The organism is Streptomonospora salina (genome assembly GCF_014204715.1).
GTDB classification, from domain to species: Bacteria; Actinomycetota; Actinomycetes; order Streptosporangiales; family Streptosporangiaceae; genus Streptomonospora; species Streptomonospora salina.
In genome coordinates, this window is record NZ_JACHLY010000001.1 from 1,039,122 (window position 1) to 1,060,434 (window position 21,313).

Here is a 21,313-nt window from a genome sequence, read left to right on the forward strand (position 1 = left end):
GCAGACTGGCCCCATGTCCTCGGTAGGCGGTTCCGGCTCCAGCGGCTCCGGTCCCTCGGGGGGCGACCGGGATCCGCTGGGCCGCTTCTCTCAGGCGACGCGCACGTGGTTCGAGCAGGCGTTCCCGTCGGGGCCGACCCCGGCCCAGACGGGTGCGTGGAACGAGGTCGCGCGGGGCGAGAACACGCTGGTCGTGGCTCCGACAGGATCGGGAAAGACGCTGTCGGCGTTCCTGTGGGCGCTGGACGGCCTGGCGTCGCGGCCCGTTCCCGAGGAGCGGGTGCGGCGGTGCCGGGTGCTGTACGTCTCGCCGCTGAAGGCGCTGGCGGCCGACATCGAGCGCAATCTGCGTGCGCCGCTGTCGGGGATCCGGCGGGCGGCGGAGGCGGCGGGGCTGGACGCGGCGGAGCCGTCGGTGGCGGTGCGTACGGGTGACACTCCGGCGGATCGGCGGCGCCGGTTGGCGGCGTCTCCGCCCGACATCCTGATCACCACGCCGGAGTCGCTGTTTCTGGTGCTGACCTCGCAGGCCCGTGCGGGGCTGGCGGGGGTCGAGACGGTGATCGTGGACGAGGTGCACGCGCTGGCGGGCACGAAGCGCGGTGCGCACTTGGCGCTGAGTCTGGAGCGGTTGGATGCGCTGCTGAAGGCGCCGGCGCAGCGGATCGGGCTGTCGGCGACGGTGCGTCCGCCCGAGGAGGTGGCGGCGTTCCTGGGCGGGCCGCGTCCGGCGTCGGTGGTGGCGCCGCCGCAGGCGCCGTCGCTGGATGTGCGGATCGCGGTGCCGGTCGCGGACATGGCGGAGCCGGAGGCGGCGGTGGCGGCGGAGCGGTCGGACGATCGGGCGTCGAAGGCGCGCACGTCGATCTGGCCGCACGTCGAGGAGCGGGTACTGGATCTGGTGGAGGCGCACCGGTCGTCGATCGTGTTCTGCAATTCCCGGCGGGTGGCCGAGCGGTTGTGCGCGCGGTTGAACGAATTGGCCGACGAGCGGCGTGCGTTCGGCGGGGATGCTGCCGCGTCCGGTGCGTCCGCCTCCCTTCCGGGCGGGTCGTCGGGGGGTTCGCGGTTGTCGCCGGCGGAGGTGATGGCCGAGGCGGGCCAGACCTATGGCGCTGAGGCGGGGGTGGTGGCGCGGGCGCATCACGGATCGGTGTCCAAGGACGAGCGCGCGGTGATCGAGGGGGATCTGAAGGCGGGCCGGCTGCCGTGCGTGGTGGCCACGTCCAGTCTTGAGCTGGGCATCGACATGGGTGCTGTGGACCTGGTGGTGCAGGTGGAGTCGCCGCCGTCGGTGGCGAGCGGTTTGCAGCGGGTGGGGCGTGCGGGCCACAACGTGGGCGACGTTTCGCGGGGGGTGGTGTTTCCGAAGTTCCGGGGGGACCTGCTGGCGGCGTCGGTGGTGGTCGAGCGGATGCGTTCGGGGCGGATCGAGGAGCTGCGCATGCCGCGCAATCCGCTGGATGTGCTGGCGCAGCAGGTGGTGGCGATGGCGGCGATGGACGAGTGGGAGGTGGTGCGGCTGGGGTCGGTGGTGCGGCGGGCGGCGCCGTTCGCGTCCCTTCCGGATTCGTCGTTGTCGGGGGTGCTGGACATGGTGTCGGGGCGCTATCCCTCGGATGAGTTCGCGGAGTTGCGGCCGCGTGTGGTGTGGGATCGCGACGCGGGCGGTGCGGATTCGGGCGGGGCGGTGTCGGGGCGCCCGGGTGCGCAGCGGTTGGCGGTGACCAGCGGCGGGACGATTCCCGATCGGGGCATGTATGCGGTGCATCTGGCGGCGGGCGGCGGCGGTGGGCCGTCGCGGGTGGGTGAGCTGGATGAGGAGATGGTCTACGAGTCGCGGGTGGGCGACGTGTTCGTGCTGGGGGCGAGTGCGTGGCGGATCGAGTCGATCACCGCTGACCGGGTGATGGTTTCGCCTGCGCCGGGGCGGCCGGGGCGGTTGCCGTTCTGGAAGGCCGATGCGCTGGGGCGTCCGGCGGAGTTGGGCCGGGCGATCGGTGCGATGGCGCGGGAGCTTGGGGGGTTGGAGCGGTCTGCGGCGGTGGAGCGGGCGCGCGGAGCGGGTTTGGACGAGTGGGGTGCGGCCAATCTCGTGGATTATCTGGGTGAGCAGGAGGAGTCGACGGGGTGGGTGCCCGACGACCGCACGATCGTGGTGGAGCGGTTCCGCGACGAGTTGGGCGATTGGCGTGCCGTGGTGCATTCGCCGCTGGGTGCGCGGGTGCACGCGCCGTGGGCGCTGGTGGCGGGGGCGCGGTTGCGGGAGCGCTACGGGGTGGATGCGCAGGTGGTGCACGGCGACGACGGGATCGTGGTGCGGCTGCCGGACGTCGAGGAGGACACCGGTGCGGGGGCTGGGCGGCGCCCTCGGGGCGGTGTGGCGGAGTCGCTGATGGTGGCTCCGGACGAGGTGGAGGACGCGGTCACCGCCGAGTTGGGTGGTTCGGCGCTGTTCGCGGCGCGGTTCCGGGAGTGTGCGGCGCGGGCGCTGCTGCTGCCGCGGCGGCATCCGGGGCGGCGGATGCCGTTGTGGCAGCAGCGGCAGCGTTCGGCGCAGTTGCTGTCGGTGGCGGGGCGGTTCGGGTCGTTTCCGATCGTGTCGGAGGCGGCGCGGGAGTGTCTGCGCGACGTGTTCGACGTGGACGGTCTGGCGTCGTTGATGGCCGATGTGCGGGCGCGTCGGGTGCGGGTGGTGGAGGTGGAGACGCAGCGGGCGTCGCCGTTCGCGCAGTCGCTGCTGATGGGGTACACGGCGGCGTTTCTGTACGAGGGGGACGCGCCCGCGGCGGAGGCGCGGGCGCAGGCGCTGACGTTGGATTCGCAACTGCTGGCGGATCTGCTGGGGCATGCGGATCTGCGGGAGTTGCTGGACGGCGGTGTGGTGGCCGAATACGAGTCCGAGTTGCAGCGTCTGGCGCCGCAGCGGCGGGCGGATCCCGCTGCGGGGCGCGAGGGTGCGGCGGATCTGCTGCGTGAGTTGGGGCCGCTGGCGGTGGAGGAGGCGGGTGAGCGCGGTGTCGCCGCGGAGTCCCTGGAGGAGTTGGGGCGTTCCGGGCGGGCGGTTTCGGTGTGTCTGGCCGGCGAGTGGCGGTGGGTGGCGGTCGAGGACGCGGCGCGGTTGCGCGACGGTGCGGGTGTGCGGCTGCCGGAGTGGTTGGCGTCGTCGTCGGGCGGTGCTGCGGGGGTGTTCGCTGGGGCGGCGGAGGCGTTCGCCGCCGGGGTGGAGGATCCGCTGGGGGATCTGGTGTCGCGGTATGCGCGTACGCACGGTCCGTTCACGGCGGGTGCGGTTGCGGCGCGGTTGGGGGTGGATCGCGGTGCCGTGGCGGAGGTGCTGCGGCGCTTGTCGGGGGCGGGGCGTGTCGTCGAGGGGGAGTTCCGGCCGGGCGGCCAGGGCACGGAGTGGTGTGACGCCGATGTGCTGCGGGTGTTGCGGCGGCGGTCGGTGGCGCGGTTGCGGCGCGAGGTCGAGCCGGTGCCGCAGCGGGCCCTGGGGCGGTTCGTGCCCGCGTGGCAGCGTGTGGGTGCGGGGCGGGGGTCGCGTGGTGCCGATGGGGTGTTCGCGGCGGTGGAGTCGCTGCGGGGCGCTCCGGTGCCGGCGTCGGCATTGGAGTCGCTGGTGCTTCCGGCGCGGGTGGAAGGGTATGTGCCGGCGCTGCTGGACGAGTTGACGCATGCGGGTGAGGTGCTGTGGGCGGGTGCGGGGCCGTTGGCGGGCAACGACGGGTGGGTGTGCCTGGTCCCGGCGGACGAGGCCGAGGTGTTGCTGCCGGAGCCCGCGCAGGAGGAGGCCGGGGCCTCGGCGGCGCATGCGGGGGTCGTTGCGGCGCTGCGTGCGGGCGGCGCGTTGTTCTTCCGGGACGTGGCCGATCGTGTGGTGGCGGAACAGGGGGCGGCGTCGGTGTCGGATGCGGCGGTGGTGGCGGCGCTGTGGGATCTGGTGTGGGCGGGTCGGGTCGGCAACGATTCGCTGTCGGGGCTGCGCGCGCTGCTGGGTGCGGGCGGGACGGCGCATCGGCGCCGGTCGCGGCGGCCGGTGCTGCCGAGCCGGGCGGGGCCGCCGACTGCGGCGGGGCGGTGGTGGCTGCTGCCGGAGCGTGAGCCGGAGGCGACGCGGCGGTTGACGGCGGGAGTGTCGGCGCTGCTGGACCGCTATGGGGTCCTGACGCGCGGTTCGGTGGTGGCTGAGCAGGGGCGGCGCGGGGACCGCCGTTCGGGCGGGCGCGGCGCGGGCGGGTTCAGTGCCGTGTATCCGGTGCTGCGGGGGTTCGAGGATGCGGGGCGGGTGCGGCGGGGGTATTTCGTCGAGGGGTTGGGGGCGGCGCAGTTCGCGCTTCCGGGTGCGGTGGACCGGCTGCGGTCGCTGGACGGAGGGGGCGGGGGTGCGAGTGGCCGGGAGGCTCCGGTGGTGCTGGCGGCGGCGGATCCGGCGAACGTCTACGGTGCGGCGCTGCCGTGGCCGGCGGGTCCGGAGCCGGCGGGGCGGCCGGGGCGCAAGGCGGGTGCGCTGGTGGTGGTGGACGACGGTGCGCTGACGCTGTATCTGGAGCGGGGCGGGCGTTCGGCGCTGACGTTCGGTTCGGGCGGCGCGGAGTTGGAGCGGGCTGCGGGGGCGTTGGCGGAGACGGTGCGCGGGGGAGGTGTGGAGTCGCTGACGGTGCAGCGGTGCGACGGCGGCGAGGTGTTCGGTACGCCGTTGGAGGCGGCGCTGCTGGGTGCGGGTTTCCATGCCACGCCGAAGGCGCTGCGGCTGCGGCGGTGAGCGGTGGGACCGGGGCCGCGGTCTGCGGCTCGGAGGGTGTTTCGGGACGCGCCCGCGGCCCTCGCGGCGCCTCGCCGTGGCGGGGAATATCGACTCGCGCGGCGGATCGGCCGGGGAGCAGGATGGGGCCCGGACATCTGCCGCCGATTCCGCCTGTTGTGAGGTCCGCCGATGCCTGCCGACGCCGCTGCCGTGCCGATCCGGGTGATGCGTGAGGAGGATGTCGGCGCCGCCGCCGCGGTGAGCCTGGCGGCCGGCGGTATGTTCGCCGAGGCGGGGCTGGTGCTGCCGCCGGACGACCCGCGGGAAACGCTGGGACAGGCGCGCTGGGTGCTTTTGGCGGACGGGCCGGTGCGCGGGTTGGCTGCGGTGGGGGTGCTGGACGGGGCGGCGCACCTGGAGGAGCTGGCGGTTCATCCCGAGCACGGGCGGCGCGGTGTGGGCGGCGCACTGCTGGAGGCGGCCTGCGACCGGGCGGGCGCAGAGGGGTTCGCGGTGCTGACGCTGACGACGTTCCGCGATGTGGCCTGGAACGCGCCCTGGTATGCGCGGCGCGGCTTCCGCCCGTTCGCGCCGACCGGGTGGGGGCCGCAGCTGCGTGGGCAGTGGCGTCGCGAAGAGGAGGCGGGGATCGCGGTGGCGCCGCGGATCGCGATGGTCCGCCGCCTGGACGGGGAGTGCCCGACCGCCGCGTCGCGCGGTTGCGGCACGGATGCGTCGCCGCCGGGCGGTGCGGGTCGGTGCTGATGCGCCCCGACCGGGCCGGGGCGGTCGGGGCGCCCGGCCGTCAGGTGCCGGTGGCGTGCTTGGAGCGTTTGCACTTTCCGCACATCGGGTCGCTCATGGGGGTGGCCGTGCCGCAGTAGGTGCAGTGCCACTCGTCGGCGTTGTAGCGCCCTGACCGGATGTCGTCGAGCAGGGCCCATTCCACGTGCAGCTCCGTGCGCGAGTTGAAGCGCGTGGGCAGTGGTTTTCCGCAGTTCCAGCAGTCGGCGAGGAATCCCCGGTCCGCGTTCACCGTCGCCTGGCAGTCGGGGCAGTGGGCGAACCAGAGCAGGGCGTGGCCGTCGTCGCCGGCCGGCACGGCGACCCGGACTCCGTGGGCCGATCTGCCTTGCTCAACGTTGTCCATGGCCCTCCAGGCTACACTTCGCGATGCCCGGCCGCCGGGTGGTCGCCGATCCGTTGCGGGCTTGCGGGCTCCGCGGCGTCCGGCCTTCGGAGGAGCCCGCGGCGGACGGCCGGGCCGTCCCGCGGAATCGCGCCGGGCCGCCGGTGCGGTGTGCCGATCCGCCCCGCAGGCCCGGCGCTCGGCGCCGTCCGGCCGCTCGTGTCGCGCCTCTCCCCCTGTCGGCGCTTACTCCACGGTGGATTCGAAGACGTCTTCGCGGGCGTGCTGCAGGGCCGAGAGGAGGGCGCCGCGCAGGACGGGCGATTGGACGCGGCCGACACTGACCCGGGGTGCGTTGGGTCCGATGCGATCGGTGGCGCGGGCGACGCGGCGGGCGAGGTCGTCGCCGCCGCTTTCGGCGACTTCGCCGCCGAGGACGACGAGTCCGGGGTCGAGGACGACGCATACGGCGGCGACGCCGCGGGCGATGCGGTCGGCGAGTTCGTCGAGGAAGCCGTCGCCGGCGTCGTGGGCTTCGGCCGCGGCGGTGAGGATGTCGCCGACGGCCGTGCCGGTGAATCCGTGGGATTCGCCGAGGGTGATGATCTCCTGGGCGCCGACGAGGGCTTGGAAGCCGTGGGCGATGGTGGGTTTATCGCCGGTGCAGCGCAGCGACTGGTAGCCGCCGGGCAGGCCGACGTCTCCAGGCAGGGGTGCGCCGGGGACGGGCAGGTAGCCGATTTCGCCGGCGCCGCCGGTGGTGCCCCAGTGGATGCGGTCGTCGATGACGACGGCCATGCCGACGCCGCCGCCTCCGCCGAGCCAGATGAGGGCGAAGTCTGAGGCGTCCTCACCGGCGCCTTCGGCGTGCTCGGCGAGGGCGGCGAGGTTGACGTCGTTTTCGATGCGGACTGTGGGGCCGAGGTCGTTGCGCAGGGTGTGGAAGGCGTCTTCGAGCCAGCTGTGCAGGTCGAAGGAGAAGCGCACGGCGCCGGTGCGGGGGTCGACGACGCCGGGGGTGCCGATGGTGCAGGCGCTGAGGTGGTCGAGGGGGACTTCGCAGGTGCGCAGGAGGCGCTGTACAGCGCCGCTGACCTGGTCGACGGGGTCGCCGGTGTCGGTGGGGTCGAGGGTGAACTCGCCGGTGACCTGGCCGGTGATGTCGGCGAGGGCGCCGGTGACCTCGGAGGCGCGGATGTCGAGGGCGAGGGCGTAGGCGCTGGAGGGCACGACGGCGTAGAGGGCGGCGTTGGGGCCGCGTCCGCCGGCTTGGCTGCCGACGACGTGGACGAGCTGGCGTTCTTCGAGGCGGGCGAGCAGCTGGGAGGCGGTGACCTTGGACAGGCCGGTCTCCTGGCCGAGTTGGGTGCGGGTGAGAGGGCCCGACGAGAGCAGGAGCTCCAGGGCGGCCCGGTCGTTGAGCTGGCGCAGTAGGCGCGGAGTCCCCGGACGTCGAGACATAACCGTGACACCCCGTTCTCTATCCATTAGGAAAGTTTCTTGTTAGTTTAACGCCCAATCCGCGAAAGGCGCGCACCGGGCGCCTTCCGCAGTCCCTGCCGGGCCCGACGCCCGGCAGGGCGGGGGTTCGCACACCCGCTATCCCAGCACACTCCGAACGACGACGAAGCCCGCATCGCGCTTGCAGCCGACCCAGAGATGTCCGGGGGCGTCTTCTCGACGCAACGTCGCGCGCGGCAACGCGTGGAGGGAGAAACCAGCATGAGATCCCTGAAGACCGCAGCCTTTTCGACGGCGGTCCTGCTCGCCGCCACCGCCTGTGGCGGAGGCGGTTCCGAAAGCGGTGGCTCCGAGGCTCCCGACAGCCTGTCCGTGTGGGTCATGGGTACCGCCCAGGACTCGCTCCAGAAGTACTTCGACGACATCGAGAAGCGCTACCAGGAGGACTACCCCGACACCTCGGTGGAGGTGGAGTTCGTCCCGTGGGCCGACGCCCAGCAGTCCATCACCAACGCGCTGGCGGGCGGCGACGCCCCCGACGTGCTGGAGGTCGGCAACGACCAGGTCGCCAACTGGGCCTCCCAGGGCGCGGTCATGGACATCAGTTCCCGCACCGAGGGGTGGGACGCGGTCGCCGACATGGACCAGGCCGCGGTCGAATACGGCACCTATGACGGCGCCCAGTACGGAATCCCGTGGTTCTCCGGCGTGCGCACCCTCTACTACCGCTCCGACTGGCTCGACGACCTCGGCATGGACGCGCCCCGGAACTGGGACGAGCTGACCGAGGTCGCCACAGCGATCGAGGACGAGCGCGACGTGCCCGGCTTCGCCGCCCCCACCGACTTCACCAACGGCATCGCCAGCTTCATCTGGAGCAACGGCGGCGAGATCGCGGTGCAGGAGGGCGGCGAGTGGCAGGGCCGGCTCACCTCGGCCGAGACCCGGGAGGCCATCGAGTTCTACGCCGGGCTGACCTCCGAGGAGAACATCTCCCCGCAGGCCTACGTGGGCGAGAACGAGCTGGTGCCGCTGGCCGACATGGCCAACGGCGAAGTCGGCATGTACATCGACGGCGGCTGGGCGCTGACCTCCATGGAGGAGCAGGCCGAGGACCCCGCCGTGCTGGAGGAGATCCAGGCGGCGCCCATCCCCGGCGCCGACGGCACCGCCCCGGCCTTCGCCGGCGGTTCGGCCCTGACGCTGTTCTCCACCACCGAGCACCCCGACGCCGCCTGGGACCTGCTGACGACGATGGGCGACAAGACCGGCGGCAAGGACTACGCCGACGCGGGCGGCTTCTTCCCGGCCTACCCGGAGATGCTCGACAACGAGGAGTACCAGTCCGACCCGCTGAAGGCGGCCGCCGCCGAGCAGATGAAGAACACCAAGTTCTTCCCGGCCACCCCGAACTGGAACGCCGCCGACCAGGACGGCAAGATCCTGCCCGGCGCGATGCTGGACATCGTCAAGGGCGAGGACCCCGAAACGGTCCTGGAAGAGGCGAACAAGGAGCTGACCGAGACGCTGAACGAACCGGTCGCCTGACCCGTTTCCGGCCCTCTCGGTGAGCGCCGGGGCGGCGGCCTGCCCCCTCCCGCCGCCCCGGCCCCGACCTGATTGCGAAATCCCATGGCACCAACCGCCGAAGCGGTGCGGGAGCAGAGCCCGCCTGAGCCGCCGCCCCCCGGCGGCGGGCCCAAGCCGCGCCGCCGCCGCTCCCTGTCCACGCCCTACCTGCTGATCGGCCCCGCCCTGGCCATCCTGGTCCTGGTGCTCGTCTGGCCGATCGTGCAGATGGTGTGGAACTCCCTGCACGACTACACCGTCCGCAACCTGCTGCCCAACGCTCCGGCACCGGAGTGGAACGGCTTCGCGCACTACCGCCGGCTGCTGACCGACCCGGAGTTCTGGGCCATCCTGCGCAACACCGTGGTGGTGTGCGTGCTCATGGTGGGCGGCACGATGGCGCTGGGCACGCTGATCGGCATCCTGCTGCACAAGCTGCCGCGCTGGTTCTCCGTGACGGTGTCGGTGGGCATGATGCTGGCCTGGGCCACTCCGGCCATCAGCGCCTCGCTGGTGTTCCGCTGGCTGTTCCTGCCCGAGCGCGGCCTGGTCAACGTGGCGCTGGACGGGCTGCCCGACTGGCTCGTGGGCAGCGGCTGGCTGAACTACAACTGGTTCCTCGAACCGGTCCCGCTGTTCAGCGTGCTGATCGCGGTCATCGTGTGGCAGTCGTTCCCGTTCATCGCCGTGTCGGTGCTGGCCGGGCTCAAAAGCATCCCGCACGAGCTGTACGAAGCCGTCCGGGTCGACGGCGCCGGCGGGTGGCGCTCCTTCTGGAACGTCACCTTCCCGATGCTGCGCCCGCTGTTCGCGCTGCTGCTGGTACTGCAGATCATCTGGGACCTGCGGGTGTTCACCCAGCTCTACATCCTGGCCAACAGCTTCCAGAACAAGTCGGTCTACCTGCTCTCGTACTACATCTACCAGCAGGGGTTCTCGGCCAGCCCGGCCAACTACGGCATGGGCTCGGCGATCGCCGTGGTGATGACCGTGATGATCCTCGTCGTCACCGCCTACTACCTGCGCATCATGATCCGCCAGGGGGAGACCCGATGACCGCGACCGCCTCCGCGACCCCGCGCCGCCGGCGCCGCGCCCCCGTGGGGGTACTGGTGCGCAGGACCGGCCTGTACGCCGCCGGCGTCGCCGTATTCCTGTTCTCGGTGTTTCCCGTCTACTGGATGGTGGCCACCGCGTTCAAACCCGTCGGCGAGATCTTCTCCAAGGACGTGCGGCTGTTCCCGGCGACGCTGACGCTGGAGCACTTCGACCGGGTGCTCAACGACGAGCTGATCCCCGGGGTGAACTTCTGGGAGTTCCTGGTCAACAGCCTGATCGTGACGCTGGGGTCGGTGGCGGCGGGCGCGGTGCTGTCGCTGCTGGCGGCGGTGGCGGTGGCGCGGTTCCGCTTCCGGATGCGCAGCGCCTTCATCATCCTGCTGCTGGTGATCCAGATGGTGCCCGCCGAGGCGCTGATCATCTCGGTCTTCATCAACTTCCGCCGGTTCCAGGACGCCACCGGCGTGCAGATGCTGGGCAACCTCACGGGCATCCTCGTGGTCTACACGGCGGTCGCGCTGCCGATCACCATCATGATGCTGCGCGGATTCGTGGCGTCGGTGCCGCGCGAGTTGGAGGAGGCCGCCGCCATCGACGGCGCGAGCCCGTGGACGGTGTTCTGGCGGATCCTGATGCCGCTGGTGGCGCCGGGCCTGGTGGCCGCCAGCATCTTCGCGTTCATCACCGCGTGGAACGAGTTCATCGTCGCGCTGACGTTCCTGGGCCGCAGCACCGAGGAGTACACGCTGCCGCTGTCGCTGTCCTACTACTTCGGACGCTACGGCACCGAGTGGGGAGCCATCATGGCGGCCTCCACGCTGCTGACCCTGCCGGTGATGGCGTTCTTCCTGTTCGCCCAGCGCCGCATGGTGTCGGGGCTGACCCTGGGAGCGGTCAAGGGCTGACCCCGCCCCTCCCCCTCCCGGCACGGTCCGGCGCCGCCCCGGCGGCGCGGCGCCGGACCGCCGCGCGCCCGCACCGCACACCCCTTCCTTCGTGAACGGAGCACCCATGCCCGCAGATCCGCACTTGGATCGCCTCGCCAACGCCACACTGCTGGTTCCCTTCGAGTCCTACGACGCGCCGCGGTGGGTACTGGAGGGGCTCGCGGACGGGATGGCCGGTGTCTGCCTGTTCCACAACAACATCGCCGATCCCGAGCAGGTGGCGCGGCTCAACTCCCACCTGGCCGAGGCGGCCGAGGCGCCGCTGATCTCGCTGGACGAGGAGGGGGGCGACGTCACCCGCATCGGGCAGCGCAGCGGCAGCGGCTATCCGGGCAACGCGGCCCTGGGAGCGGTCGACGACGCCGACCTGACCCGGGCGGTGCACCGGTCGCTGGGCGCGCAGCTGCGCGAGCTGGGTTTCAGCCTGGACCTGGCGCCGTCGGCCGACGTCAACACCGTGGCCGAGAACCCCGGGATCGGTACGCGCTCCTTCGGCGCCGACGCCGCCCTGGTCGCCCGCCACACCGCGGCCGCGGTCACCGGGCTGCAGGAAGGCGGCGTGGCGGCCTGCGCCAAGCACTTCCCCGGCCACGGCGCCACCCGCCAGGACTCCCACGTGGAGCTTCCGGTGGTGGAAGCCGGCCGCGAACTGCTGTTCGAGCGGGAGCTGCGGCCGTTCCGGGCGGCCGTGGAGGCCGGTGTGCAGAGCATACTGACCGCCCACATCCGGCTTCCGGAGCTGGGGCTGACGGGGCCGGCGACGCTGGCGCCCAGTGTGGTGTCGGGACTGCTGCGCACCGACCTGGGGTTCGAGGGCACCGTGATCACCGACGCGATCGAGATGGAGGGGGTCAGCGCCCGTATCGGCATGCCCGAGGCGGCGGTGCAGGCGCTGATCGCCGGGTGCGACCTGCTGTGCCTGGGCCGGTTCGTCTACGCCGATCAGGTAGCGGCCATCCGCGAGGCCGTCACCGCCGCGGTGGCGCAGGGGCGGTTGGGCGGTGAGCGGCTGGAGGAGGCGGCGGCGCGCACCGCGCGGCTGCGTTCGTGGACGGCCGGCCGGCCCGCCTCCGCGTCCGCGGAGGGTGTCGGTCTGGATTCGGCGCGGCGGGCGGTGCGTGTCGACGGCGACCTGGGAGCCCTGAACGACCCGGTGGTGGTCGAGATCGACGCGCCCGCCGGCATCGCGGCGGGCGAGGTGCCGTGGGGGCTGTCGCCGTGGTTCGCCGGAACGCGGCGGCTGAACCCGGCGTCCGCGCGCCCGCAGGAGGTGCTGGAGGCGGCACGGGGCCGCGACCTGGTCGTGGTGGTACGCGACGCCCATCGCCACGCCGACACCCGGGCGCTGGTGGCAGAGCTGTGCCGGCAGCGCCCGGAACTCGTGGTGGTGGAGATGGGCCTGCCGGTGTGGCGGCCGCAGTGCCGGGCCCACATCAGCACCTACGGGGCGGGGCGCGTCAACGGGCAGAGCGCCGCCGAGGTACTGGGGGCGCCCGCCGCGGCGTCGGTAGGCTGAAGGGGGCGGGCGCGGGTTCCGCACCCGCGGACGGGGCGCCGCAGGGCGCTCCGCGGTCGAGTTCCGCCGAGGAGACATATCAGATGCAGCTCATCGCCGCTTCCCCGCCACACCCGGTCCCCGATGGCGCGCCGGCGCCGGGTCTCGCGGCATAATCGCAGCATGCGCCTTTCTGCCCGGGTCGACTACGCGTTGCGTGCCGCAGCCGAGCTCGCCGCCGCCAGCGGCGGCCCGGTGACGGCCGAACAGCTGGCGCGCTCCCAGGCCATCCCCGGAAAGTTCCTGGAGAACATCCTCACGCAGCTGCGCCGCGCGGGTCTGGTCCGCAGCCAGCGGGGACCGGTGGGCGGGTACTGGCTGGGCCGCTCCCCCGCCGACATCTCGCTGGCCGATGTGATCCGGGCGGTGGACGGCCCGCTGGCCAACGTCCGCGGGGAGCGCCCCGAACACGTCGACTACGACGGCGCCGCGCGCAGCCTGCAGCAGGTGTGGATCGCGCTGCGGGCCAGCGAGCGCTCCATCCTGGAGAGCGTGACGCTGGAGGACGTGTCCACGGGCCGGCTTCCGCCGACGGTGCGGACGCTGTCGGAGGACCCCGACGCCTGGGCCAGTTGAGGCCGCCCGGGCCGGCCCCGCTGCGGTGCGGCGGGGCCGGCCCGGGCGGCGCCGCCTCAGCGCATCGCTTCGAACATCCAGTGCTGCTGCTCGATCTCCTCGGCCGCGGCGATGAGCTGGTCCTGGGTGACCTCGTCGGATTCCCCGGCGGTGGCGATCCGTTCGCGGAAACGCGAAACCACCCTGGTCAGCACGTCGGCGATCAGGGCGATCACCTTGTCGTCCTGGAGATGGCCGGGGTCGGGCTGGGTGTTCTCGGTGTCGCCGGCGACCTTGGCCGAACGGCCGTCGGGAGTGACGCCGATCGCGGCAGCCCGCTCGGCGAGCACGTCGGTGTGCCTGCGTGCGACGTCGACGAGTTCGTCCAGCTGCAGGTGGACCGAGCGGAAGGAGCGCCCGACCACGTTCCAGTGGCACTGCTTGGCCAGCAGCGAGAGGTCGATCAGGTCCACGACCGATGCCTGCAGCACCTCGCCTGTGGTCGTGCGGGCGCCGTCCTCAAGCGGTCCGTGAATCTTGGGCATGTCGCTCAACCCCCGATGCGGCGTTCGGTTCCTGGTTCCTTGCCGGGGTCCGCTGCCCTGCGGGGCGGAGAGGGAAACGCCGATGCGGCGGTCGCCCCGTGCCCCGGCCCGTGACCGCAGACGGCGCGGTCGGGGCGCGCGGTGCCGTGCCCTGCCGCGAGGCCGCGGAGACACGAAAAGGCGCCGACCGCGGGGTCCGCGATCGGCGCCTTCGCCGGTTGCGCGCCGTGGGGCCACGGTGCGGTGGGTTCAGGGGTCAGGCGGGTGTCACACACCCACCATCTCGACGACATCGGGAACACGGTCGGGTACCGGGTCGATGCCGAGGCGCTCGGGGGAGGGCACGGACTCGGCCGGAACCGATCCGCTGAGCAGCGCGGCTTCCTGCAGCTCGGCGAGAGCGAGCTGGTCCGCGACGTCGCGCAACACCTGGGAGAGCGGCACACCCAGGGCACCGCAGATCGACGAGAGCAGTTCGGAGGAGGCCTCCTTCTGACCGCGTTCGACCTCGGAGAGATACCCCAATGACACTCGAGCATCGGCCGACACCTCGCGGAGGGTGCGGCCCTGTCGCTGCCTCAATCGCCGTAGCACGTCACCAGTCAGGTGACGAAGCAGGACCATCATTCGCGCTCCCTCCCACCGGTAGCGACCTTCATGAAAAACACCGTACCTGCCTCTGGCCCGATCGTCGCACCTCACGGCTTCCTGTTCGCTGCAGGGATAACACGATCTTGATGACGGTTTGTTCCCTGGAATCGGGCCTTGGAACTGCCCGAGTGCCGTTATCTGCCCGTAATAGCCGACACTTCGGCGCCGAGCAGACGAAGCGCCTGCTCAACGGTGCGGGCCCGGATCCGGGCCCGGTCGCCGGAGAACGAGAGACCGCTCACCCGCGCACCTCCCCGGGGGCCGCTGACGGCGGCGAAAACGGTGCCGGCGCTGCGGCCGTCCTGGGGATCGGGTCCGGCCACTCCGGTGACGGCGAGCCCGTAGTCGGCCGCCATCCGGTGGCGGGCGCCCTCGGCCATCGCGCCGGCGACGTCGGGGTCGACGGCGCCACGCTCGGCGAGCAGGTCGCGGGGTACGTCCAGCAGCCGGGCTTTGAGGTCGGTGGCGTAGGCGACGGCGCCGCCGCGGTAGACGGCCGAAGCACCGGGGACGCCGGTGACCGCCGCCGAGATCAGTCCGCCGGTCAGCGACTCGGCGGTGGCCAGGGTGGCGCCGGCCGCCTCCAGCGCCCGCAGCGCCTCGGCGGCCGCCTGCGCACCCGGGAGGGCGCCGCCGCCGTCGCCGCTCATCGGGATGCGGTGCCCCGGCTGCGGCCGCCGCGCGTCCGCAGCACCTGGTACACGTAGTCGCCGCCGGTCCACAGGGTCACCGCCAGGGCGGCGCCCATGGCGACATGGGCGAGCAGGTGCAGCGGATCGGGCAAGGGGAAGAGGTAGATCGCGATCGCCACGACCTGCAGCACGGTCTTGAGCTTGCCGCCGCGGCTGGCGGGGATCACGCCGTGGCGGATCACGGCGAAGCGCAGCACGGTGACGCCCAGTTCCCGCACCAGGACGGCGGCGGTGACCCACCACCACAGTTCGCCGAGCATGGACAGCACGATCAGCGCGGCGCCGGTCAGCGCCTTGTCGGCGATGGGGTCGGCGACCTTGCCGAAGTCGGTGACGAGATTGTGCCGCCGGGCGAGTTCGCCGTCGATGCGGTCGGTGACGGCGGCGCCGACGAACAGCGCGAAGGCGGCGAACCGCCAGGCCGGGTGGTCCAGGAACATGAACAGCACGAACAGCGGGACCATCACCAGCCGACTGGCGGTGAGGATGTTGGCGATGTTCCACAGCGGCACACCGCCCTGCGCGGGCGTGGGGGCGGAGTCGTCGGTGCTCATCGCGTTTCCGCGGGGTCGGCGGCCGCGGCGACCAGGTCGACGCCGGTGGCCTCGGTGACGGTTGCGGTGACGACGTCGCCGACGGCCAGGCCCGAGCCGTGTACGACGGTGCTGCCGTCGACCTCGGGCGCCTGGTGGGCGGCGCGGCCCTCGTAGGCGCCGTCGCCCAGCTCGGACTCGATGAGGACCCGCACGGTGGAGCCGACGCGCTCCTCGGCCCGTTGCGCCATCAGCTCCTCCGCGAGCCGGTTGAGCCCGTCGACCCGTTCGGCGACGGTGTCCTCGTCGAGTTTTCCGTCGTGTTGGGCGGCCTCGGTGCCGTCTTCGTCGGAGTAGGCGAAGACGCCGACGGCGTCCAGCCGCGCCTCCTCCAGGAAGGCGGTGAGCTCGGCGACGTCGTCCTCGGTCTCGCCGGGGAACCCGACGATGAAGTTGGAGCGCACTCCGGCCTCGGGTGCGCGCTCGCGCACGGTGGCCAGCAGCTCCAGGAACCGCTCGCGCGAGCCGAAGCGGCGCATCCGCCGCAGCAGCGGACCGCTGGCGTGCTGGAAGGACAGATCGAAGTAGGGCACCACCGCGGGGGTGGAGGCCAGCACGTCGATGAGCTCGGGCCGCATCTCGGCGGGCTGCAGGTAGCTGACGCGCACCAGCTCGATGCCGTCGACCGCGGCGAGGCGGGGCAGCAGCCCTTCCAGGGCGCGCAGGTCCCCGAGGTCCTTGCCGTAGGACGTGGAGTTCTCACTGACCAGGAACAGTTCGCGCACGCCCTGGCCCGCCAGCCATTGGGCTTCGGCGACGACGTCGTCGGGGCGGCGGGAGATGTAGGCGCCGCGGAATGCGGGGATGGCGCAGAAGGTGCAGCGGCGGTCGCACCCCGAGGCGATCTTGAGGTTGGCGACCGGTCCCCCGGTGAGCCGCCGGCGCGGGATGTGCGGGCCCGAAGCCGGGGCGATTCCGTCGGGCAGCGGCTCGACGGTGTCGAAGGGGGCGTGGCCGGGCACGTGGGCTTCCTGGCCCTCGGGCCGTTCGGCCGGCGAGATCGGGAGGAGGGTACGGCGGTCGCGGGGCTCGTGCGGAGTCAGGCCGCGGCCGGCGACGACGTCGTCGAGGCGGTCGGAGATCCCGTCGTAGTCGTCGAACCCGATGACCTCGGCTTCGGGCAGCGCCTCGGACAGCTCGGAGCCGTAGCGCTCGGCCATGCAGCCGGCGGCGACCACCTTGGTGCCGTCTTCGGCCGAAGCGAGCAGCGTGTTGATGGAGTCCTGCTTGGCTGCGTCGATGAAACCGCAGGTGTTGACGACTACGACGTCGGCCTGCTCACCACCGGAGGAGTCGACGAGGTCCCACCCCCCGGATTCGAGGCGTCCGGCGAGCTCTTCTGAGTCGACCTCGTTCCTGGCACAGCCGAGGGTGACGAGCGAGACTTTGCGGCGCGATGACATGGCTTCCAAGGTTAGGGGAGCGGTTCACGGGCGGCGGAACTCCCCGCCCCTCCCAGGGTAGGTCCTTTCGTCCGGGGGTTGGCCCGCCGCGCAGCCGCCGACCCCTCCGGTCGGGCCCGCCGCCCCCGGACACACGCGGGAGAACGGTCGCGCCGGGCGTCGCTCCCGCGTATCGCGGGGCCGCCCACCGGATCCCCGCTCCCCGGCCCCTCGCGGATGTCTGCAGCGGATTCCAAGCACGGGACACTAGGCCAGGTCGGTGGCGGAGAAGGTGTAGCGGTCCACGCGGGCGGCGGTGTCGGGCCTGCCGATGTGCTCGTCATTGACGGTGATGCGCACCGCGGAAGCCTTGCCCACGTGCAGCTCCAGCTCGTCGGGGTGGGTCCAGGCGCGCACGTCGCCCTCCTCCAGGACTCCGGAGAAGCGGTTGTGGCCGTCGCCGTCGATGATGCGCACCCACACGCGGTCGAGCGCGCTGACGGTGAGGTGGACCTGTTCGGCCTTGCGCTCGCTGGTGGTGACCCCGCTCAGGCCGGCGCCCAGGCCGGCCGTGGCGGGGGTGGGGGCGGGCTCGGCCCGCTCCTCGCGCTGGGCGGGGACCGGCACCGCGTCGCCCCTCTCGCCGTCGCCGTCGCCCTCGCCGGGGCGACGGTCGCCCGCGGCCTCCTCGCGCTCCCCGAGGAGACCGTCGCCCGCGGCGTCCTCCCGCTCCACGAAGCGGCCCGCGCCCGCGCTCTGGCCGTCGCGGTCCCCGGGCCAGGCGATCAGGGCGGTGACCACGGCCGCGCCGGCGATGGCGACGAACACCAGCAGTGGCCAGGAACGGCGCGCCGCGGCGATGGTGGCCGCCAGCAGGGAGGGCTTGCGCCCGCGCCGCGGTTCGGGAACGTCGCCGCCATCGGCGGTTCCGGCCGCAGCGGCGGCAGCGGTGGGCGCCCCTTCGTCGGAACGCTCCCGTTCGGATCCGCTGCGCCGGGCATGGCGGGCCGAGTGCGCGCCGCCCGCCGCCGCGCCGCCCGCCGCCTCGGACGGCGGCGCGTCGCCGCTGCCGCCCCGCCGCTCGCGGCCGGTCCCGTCGGCACCGGCCGGTGCAGGCGCCCGACCGGCCTGCTGCGCGGCTCCTGCGGCGGCGTGTGCGTCCGCTGGGCGCTGCGCCGGGGGTGCGGCACCGGAATCCTCCGTTCGGGCACCGGGGATCCCCTCAGCGCCGCTTGCGGCCTCCGGGCGCGCCGTGGCGCCGGAGCCGCGCTCGCCGGAATCCCGCTCGTCCGGGTCCGCGCGCCCGGCGACCGGCCGTCCGGTGAAGGCCGGAACCGTCCGCTCCTGGGCGTGCTCGCGGTCGTAGTGCTCGACCAGTCCGCCCGAGTCGATCCCCAGTTCGCGGCAGACGGACCGGATGTGTCCGCGGGCGTAGAAGTCGCCGCCGCAGGCGCGGAAGTCGTCTCGTTCGATGCCGTCCAGAACCGTGCGGCGGATACAGGTCCGAGCGCTCAGGTCGGCGAGGGTGAAGCCGGCGTTCTCGCGAGCGGCGGCGATGGTCCGGCCGATCGTGCTCATGTCCGCCCCTTCCCAGGGTGGGGGTCCGGTCGCGGTGCCTCGCCCGCCGGGCGACGCGACCCTCGGCCCCGCTCCGGCGCGCGGTCGCGCCCGACTGCGCCGCACCGCAGAGTAGGTCTCTCACCACTCTGCGTACCCACTGCCGGAATGGCACGCTGACACACCCCATGAAGCGGTTAAAACTACGTCAACGGGTCAGAGACGCCGCAGAGCGGGCCCTCCCGGCGGAAGGAACATCCCCGCTGCCCCCGGCCCCGCCGGCGCGCAGGCGCCGGCTCACTCCTCGGGCGTGTCGCCGCGGACCTGCGCCAGGACGCCGGGCAGGCCGTCGGGCTGGACCAGAACGTCGCGCGCCTTGGAGCCCTCGCTGGGGCCGACCACGTCGCGGCTCTCCATCAGGTCCATCAGCCGCCCGGCCTTGGCGAAGCCCACCCGCAGCTTGCGCTGCAGCATCGAGGTCGACCCGAACTGGGTGGTCACCACGAGTTCGATGGCCTGCAGCAGCAGGTCGAGGTCCTCGCCGACCTCTTCGTCGATCTCCTTCTTCTTGGCCTCGGCGGTGCCCACGTCGTCGCGGTAGCTGGGCCCGGCCTGCTGCTTGCAGTGGTCGACGATCCCGCGGATCTCTTTCTCGGTGACCCACGCGTTCTGCAGCCGGATGGGCTTTCCGGCACCCATCGGCAGGAACAGCGCGTCGCCCTTGCCGACGAGCTTCTCGGCGCCGGGCTGGTCGAGGATGACGCGGCTGTCGGAGAGGCTGGAGGTGGCGAAGGCCAGCCGTGAGGGCACGTTGGCCTTGATCAGCCCGGTGACCACGTCGACGCTGGGGCGCTGGGTGGCCAGGACCAGGTGGATGCCCGCGGCGCGGGCGAGCTGGGTGATGCGCACGATGGCGTCTTCGACGTCGCGCGGGGCGACCATCATCAGGTCGGCCAGCTCGTCGACGATGACGACCATGTAGGGGTAGGGCTCGTAGACGCGCTCGCTGCCGGGCGGGGCCGTCAGCTCGCCGGCGCGCACCGCGGCGTTGAAGTCGTCGATGTGGCGGAACCCCGAGGCGGCCAGGTCGTCGTAGCGGCGGTCCATTTCGCCCACGACCCACTGCAGGGCGTCGGCGGCCTTCTTGGGGCTCGTGATGATCGGCGTGATCAGGTGGGGGATGCCCTCGTACATGGTCAGTTCGACCCGCTTGGGGTCGACCAGGATCAACCGGACCTCGTCGGGGGTGGCCCGCATCATGACCGAGGTGATCAGTCCGTTGATGCAGGTCGACTTGCCCGCTCCGGTGGCGCCGGCCACCAGCACGTGGGGCATCTTGGCGAGGTTGGCCACCACGTTGGCGCCCTCGATGTCCTTGCCCAGGCCCACGACCAGCGGGTGCTCGTCGGCGGTGGCCACCGACGAGCGCAGGATGTCGCCGAGGCTGACGATGTCCTTGTCGGCGTTGGGGATCTCCACACCGATGGCCGACTTGCCCGGGATGGGCGACTGGATGCGCACGTCGGCGCTCTTGACGGCCAGGGAGATGTTCTTGGTGAGCGCGGTGACCTTCTCGACCTTCACGGCCGGGCCCAGCTCGATCTCGTAGCGGGTGACCGTCGGCCCGCGGGCGAACCCGGTGATCTCGGCGTCGATGTTGAACTGGTCCATGACGCCGTTGAGCGCTTCGACCACGGTGTCGTTGGCCTGGGTCCGCGGTTTGGGCGGGGTTCCCGGATCGAGCATCGGCGGCGGGGGCAGCTCGTAGTCGCCGTCGACGACGCGCGGCGGCAGGGACAGCTGCTCGGCGGCCTCGGGAGGAGGGGTGTGGTCGGGGACGGACGCGTGGCCGTCCTTGGCCTCCACCACCGGGGTGTCGTAGGGGCGCTCGTTGGCGCCGGCCGCGCCGGCGCCGTTCTCCGCCGCGCGGGGGGCGTCCTCGCGCGGCTTGCGCTTGCGCTTGGGTTTTTCGGCCGTGCCCCCGGTGTCCTTGGGCGTGTCGAGGATGTCCGTCCCGGCGTCGGGGCCGCCCTCGCGCTCCATCAGACCGCCGAAGAGGGCGCTCAGGCGCTCCGGGATCCGGTGCACGGGGGTGGCGGTGACCACCAGCAGCCCGAACAGCAGGACCAGCCCCAGCAGCAGCCCGGTGATCCACGGGGTGATCAGCAGACTGAGGGGGCCGGAGGCGGCGAAGCCGATGATGCCGCCGGCGCGGCGCACCTCTTCGGCTCCGTCGGAGGGCCAGGGGATCCCGTGGCCGATGTGGATGAGCCCGAGCAGGCCCACCAGCAGCGCGGTGGAGCCGATGAACAACCGGCCGACGTCGGTCTCGCCGGAGCCGGGTGTGCGCATCAGCCGCCAGGCGAACGGCAGGAACAGCAGCGGCAGCACCGGGGAGAAAGCGCCGAAGGCGCCGACGACGACGGTGCGGGTGGCTTCGGGCAGCGGACCTTCGGTCTCCCACCACACCGCGGCGGCGATGAGCAGGCCCAGCGCCAGCAGCACCAGGCCCAGCCCGTCGCGGCGCAGGTCGGGGTCCAGTTCGCGGGCGCTGCGGCCGATGGCGCGGGCCAGCCCGCCGACCGTGTGGGCCATCAGCCGCCAGACCAGCAGCAGACCGCGCCCGGTCCACACGAACAGCAGCGAGATGGGGCCGTCGGCGCCGGCCGGAGGGCGCTTGGCCGCGGCGGAGCGGGAGCGCTGGGCGGAGGCCCTCGACGAGGTCGTGCGCGCCGGCGCCTTCTTCTTCGTGCCGCCGCCCCGGGACGCTCCGCCGCCGGATCCTTGGGGGGTCTTGGGCGCACGGGTGGCCATAGTGGGCAGCTTACAGCCGCGCGGCCCGCCGGTCGCCACCCCCCGGACCGGTGTGTC

Annotated in this window: 16 protein-coding genes; 7 read left to right on the forward strand and 9 right to left on the reverse strand. The window is 72.8% G+C overall.

What is annotated here, in order from left to right; genetic code table 11:
• The first annotated feature begins 13 nt into the window (after positions 1 to 13).
• Both HNR25_RS04735 and HNR25_RS04740 read left to right on the forward strand, forming a co-directional pair.
• The gene (locus HNR25_RS04735; RefSeq protein WP_184633506.1) at positions 14 to 4,765 is read left to right on the forward strand and encodes an ATP-dependent helicase; all 4,752 of its coding nucleotides are present in this window, start codon (positions 14 to 16) and stop codon (positions 4,763 to 4,765) included.
• Positions 4,766 to 4,936: 171 nt separating this feature from the next.
• The gene (locus HNR25_RS04740) at positions 4,937 to 5,512 is read left to right on the forward strand and encodes a GNAT family N-acetyltransferase (RefSeq protein WP_312862359.1); all 576 of its coding nucleotides are present in this window, start codon (positions 4,937 to 4,939) and stop codon (positions 5,510 to 5,512) included.
• Positions 5,513 to 5,552: 40 nt separating this feature from the next.
• Here the strand turns inward: HNR25_RS04740 and HNR25_RS04745 are convergent, their stop codons facing one another.
• The gene (locus HNR25_RS04745; RefSeq protein ID WP_184633507.1) at positions 5,553 to 5,897 is read right to left on the reverse strand and encodes a hypothetical protein; all 345 of its coding nucleotides are present in this window, start codon (positions 5,895 to 5,897) and stop codon (positions 5,553 to 5,555) included.
• A gap of 225 nt (positions 5,898 to 6,122) precedes the next feature.
• On the reverse strand, positions 6,123 to 7,337 hold the full coding sequence (locus HNR25_RS04750) for an ROK family transcriptional regulator (protein WP_184633508.1): 1,215 nt from the start codon (positions 7,335 to 7,337) through the stop codon (positions 6,123 to 6,125).
• Between the two features lie 261 nt (positions 7,338 to 7,598).
• Here HNR25_RS04750 and HNR25_RS04755 point away from each other — a divergent pair, with 261 nt between their 5' ends.
• From HNR25_RS04755 to HNR25_RS04775, 5 genes are all read left to right on the forward strand, one after another.
• Positions 7,599 to 8,885, forward strand: a complete 1,287-nt coding sequence (locus HNR25_RS04755) for an extracellular solute-binding protein (RefSeq protein ID WP_184633509.1) — start codon at positions 7,599 to 7,601, stop codon at positions 8,883 to 8,885.
• Between the two features lie 84 nt (positions 8,886 to 8,969).
• Complete coding sequence (locus HNR25_RS04760; protein ID WP_184633510.1) at positions 8,970 to 9,962, forward strand: carbohydrate ABC transporter permease; 993 nt, start codon at positions 8,970 to 8,972, stop codon at positions 9,960 to 9,962.
• Positions 9,959 to 10,870, forward strand: coding sequence for a carbohydrate ABC transporter permease (locus HNR25_RS04765; protein ID WP_184633511.1), 912 nt, complete (start codon positions 9,959 to 9,961; stop codon positions 10,868 to 10,870). Before HNR25_RS04760 ends, HNR25_RS04765 begins: the two co-directional genes overlap by 4 nt.
• Positions 10,871 to 10,976: 106 nt before the next feature.
• Complete coding sequence (locus HNR25_RS04770) at positions 10,977 to 12,428, forward strand: glycoside hydrolase family 3 protein (protein ID WP_184633512.1); 1,452 nt, start codon at positions 10,977 to 10,979, stop codon at positions 12,426 to 12,428.
• A 162-nt stretch (positions 12,429 to 12,590) separates the two neighbouring features.
• Positions 12,591 to 13,043 (forward strand): RrF2 family transcriptional regulator, encoded by a 453-nt coding sequence (locus HNR25_RS04775; protein ID WP_184633513.1) that lies wholly within the window; start codon positions 12,591 to 12,593, stop codon positions 13,041 to 13,043.
• Between the two features lie 56 nt (positions 13,044 to 13,099).
• Here the strand turns inward: HNR25_RS04775 and HNR25_RS04780 are convergent, their stop codons facing one another.
• The 7 genes from HNR25_RS04780 to HNR25_RS04810 form a co-directional block, all read right to left on the reverse strand.
• The gene (locus tag HNR25_RS04780; protein ID WP_184633514.1) at positions 13,100 to 13,567 is read right to left on the reverse strand and encodes a Dps family protein; all 468 of its coding nucleotides are present in this window, start codon (positions 13,565 to 13,567) and stop codon (positions 13,100 to 13,102) included.
• Positions 13,568 to 13,834: 267 nt separating this feature from the next.
• Positions 13,835 to 14,194 carry a helix-turn-helix domain-containing protein gene (locus HNR25_RS04785; protein ID WP_184633515.1) on the reverse strand — a complete coding sequence of 120 codons (360 nt, stop codon included), beginning with the start codon at positions 14,192 to 14,194 and terminating at the stop codon, positions 13,835 to 13,837.
• A gap of 158 nt (positions 14,195 to 14,352) precedes the next feature.
• Entirely contained in the window at positions 14,353 to 14,868 is a 516-nt protein-coding gene (locus tag HNR25_RS04790; RefSeq protein ID WP_184633516.1) for a CinA family protein, read from the reverse strand.
• On the reverse strand, positions 14,865 to 15,464 hold the full coding sequence (pgsA, locus tag HNR25_RS04795; protein ID WP_184633517.1) for a CDP-diacylglycerol--glycerol-3-phosphate 3-phosphatidyltransferase: 600 nt from the start codon (positions 15,462 to 15,464) through the stop codon (positions 14,865 to 14,867). Before pgsA ends, HNR25_RS04790 begins: the two co-directional genes overlap by 4 nt.
• Positions 15,461 to 16,906, reverse strand: a complete 1,446-nt coding sequence (rimO, locus tag HNR25_RS04800; RefSeq protein ID WP_184633518.1) for a 30S ribosomal protein S12 methylthiotransferase RimO — start codon at positions 16,904 to 16,906, stop codon at positions 15,461 to 15,463. Before rimO ends, pgsA begins: the two co-directional genes overlap by 4 nt.
• 246 nt (positions 16,907 to 17,152) lie before the next feature.
• Complete coding sequence (locus HNR25_RS04805; RefSeq protein ID WP_184633519.1) at positions 17,153 to 18,463, reverse strand: helix-turn-helix domain-containing protein; 1,311 nt, start codon at positions 18,461 to 18,463, stop codon at positions 17,153 to 17,155.
• A gap of 276 nt (positions 18,464 to 18,739) precedes the next feature.
• Positions 18,740 to 21,256, reverse strand: a complete 2,517-nt coding sequence (locus HNR25_RS04810) for a DNA translocase FtsK (RefSeq protein ID WP_184633520.1) — start codon at positions 21,254 to 21,256, stop codon at positions 18,740 to 18,742.
• Positions 21,257 to 21,313: the final 57 nt, after the last annotated feature.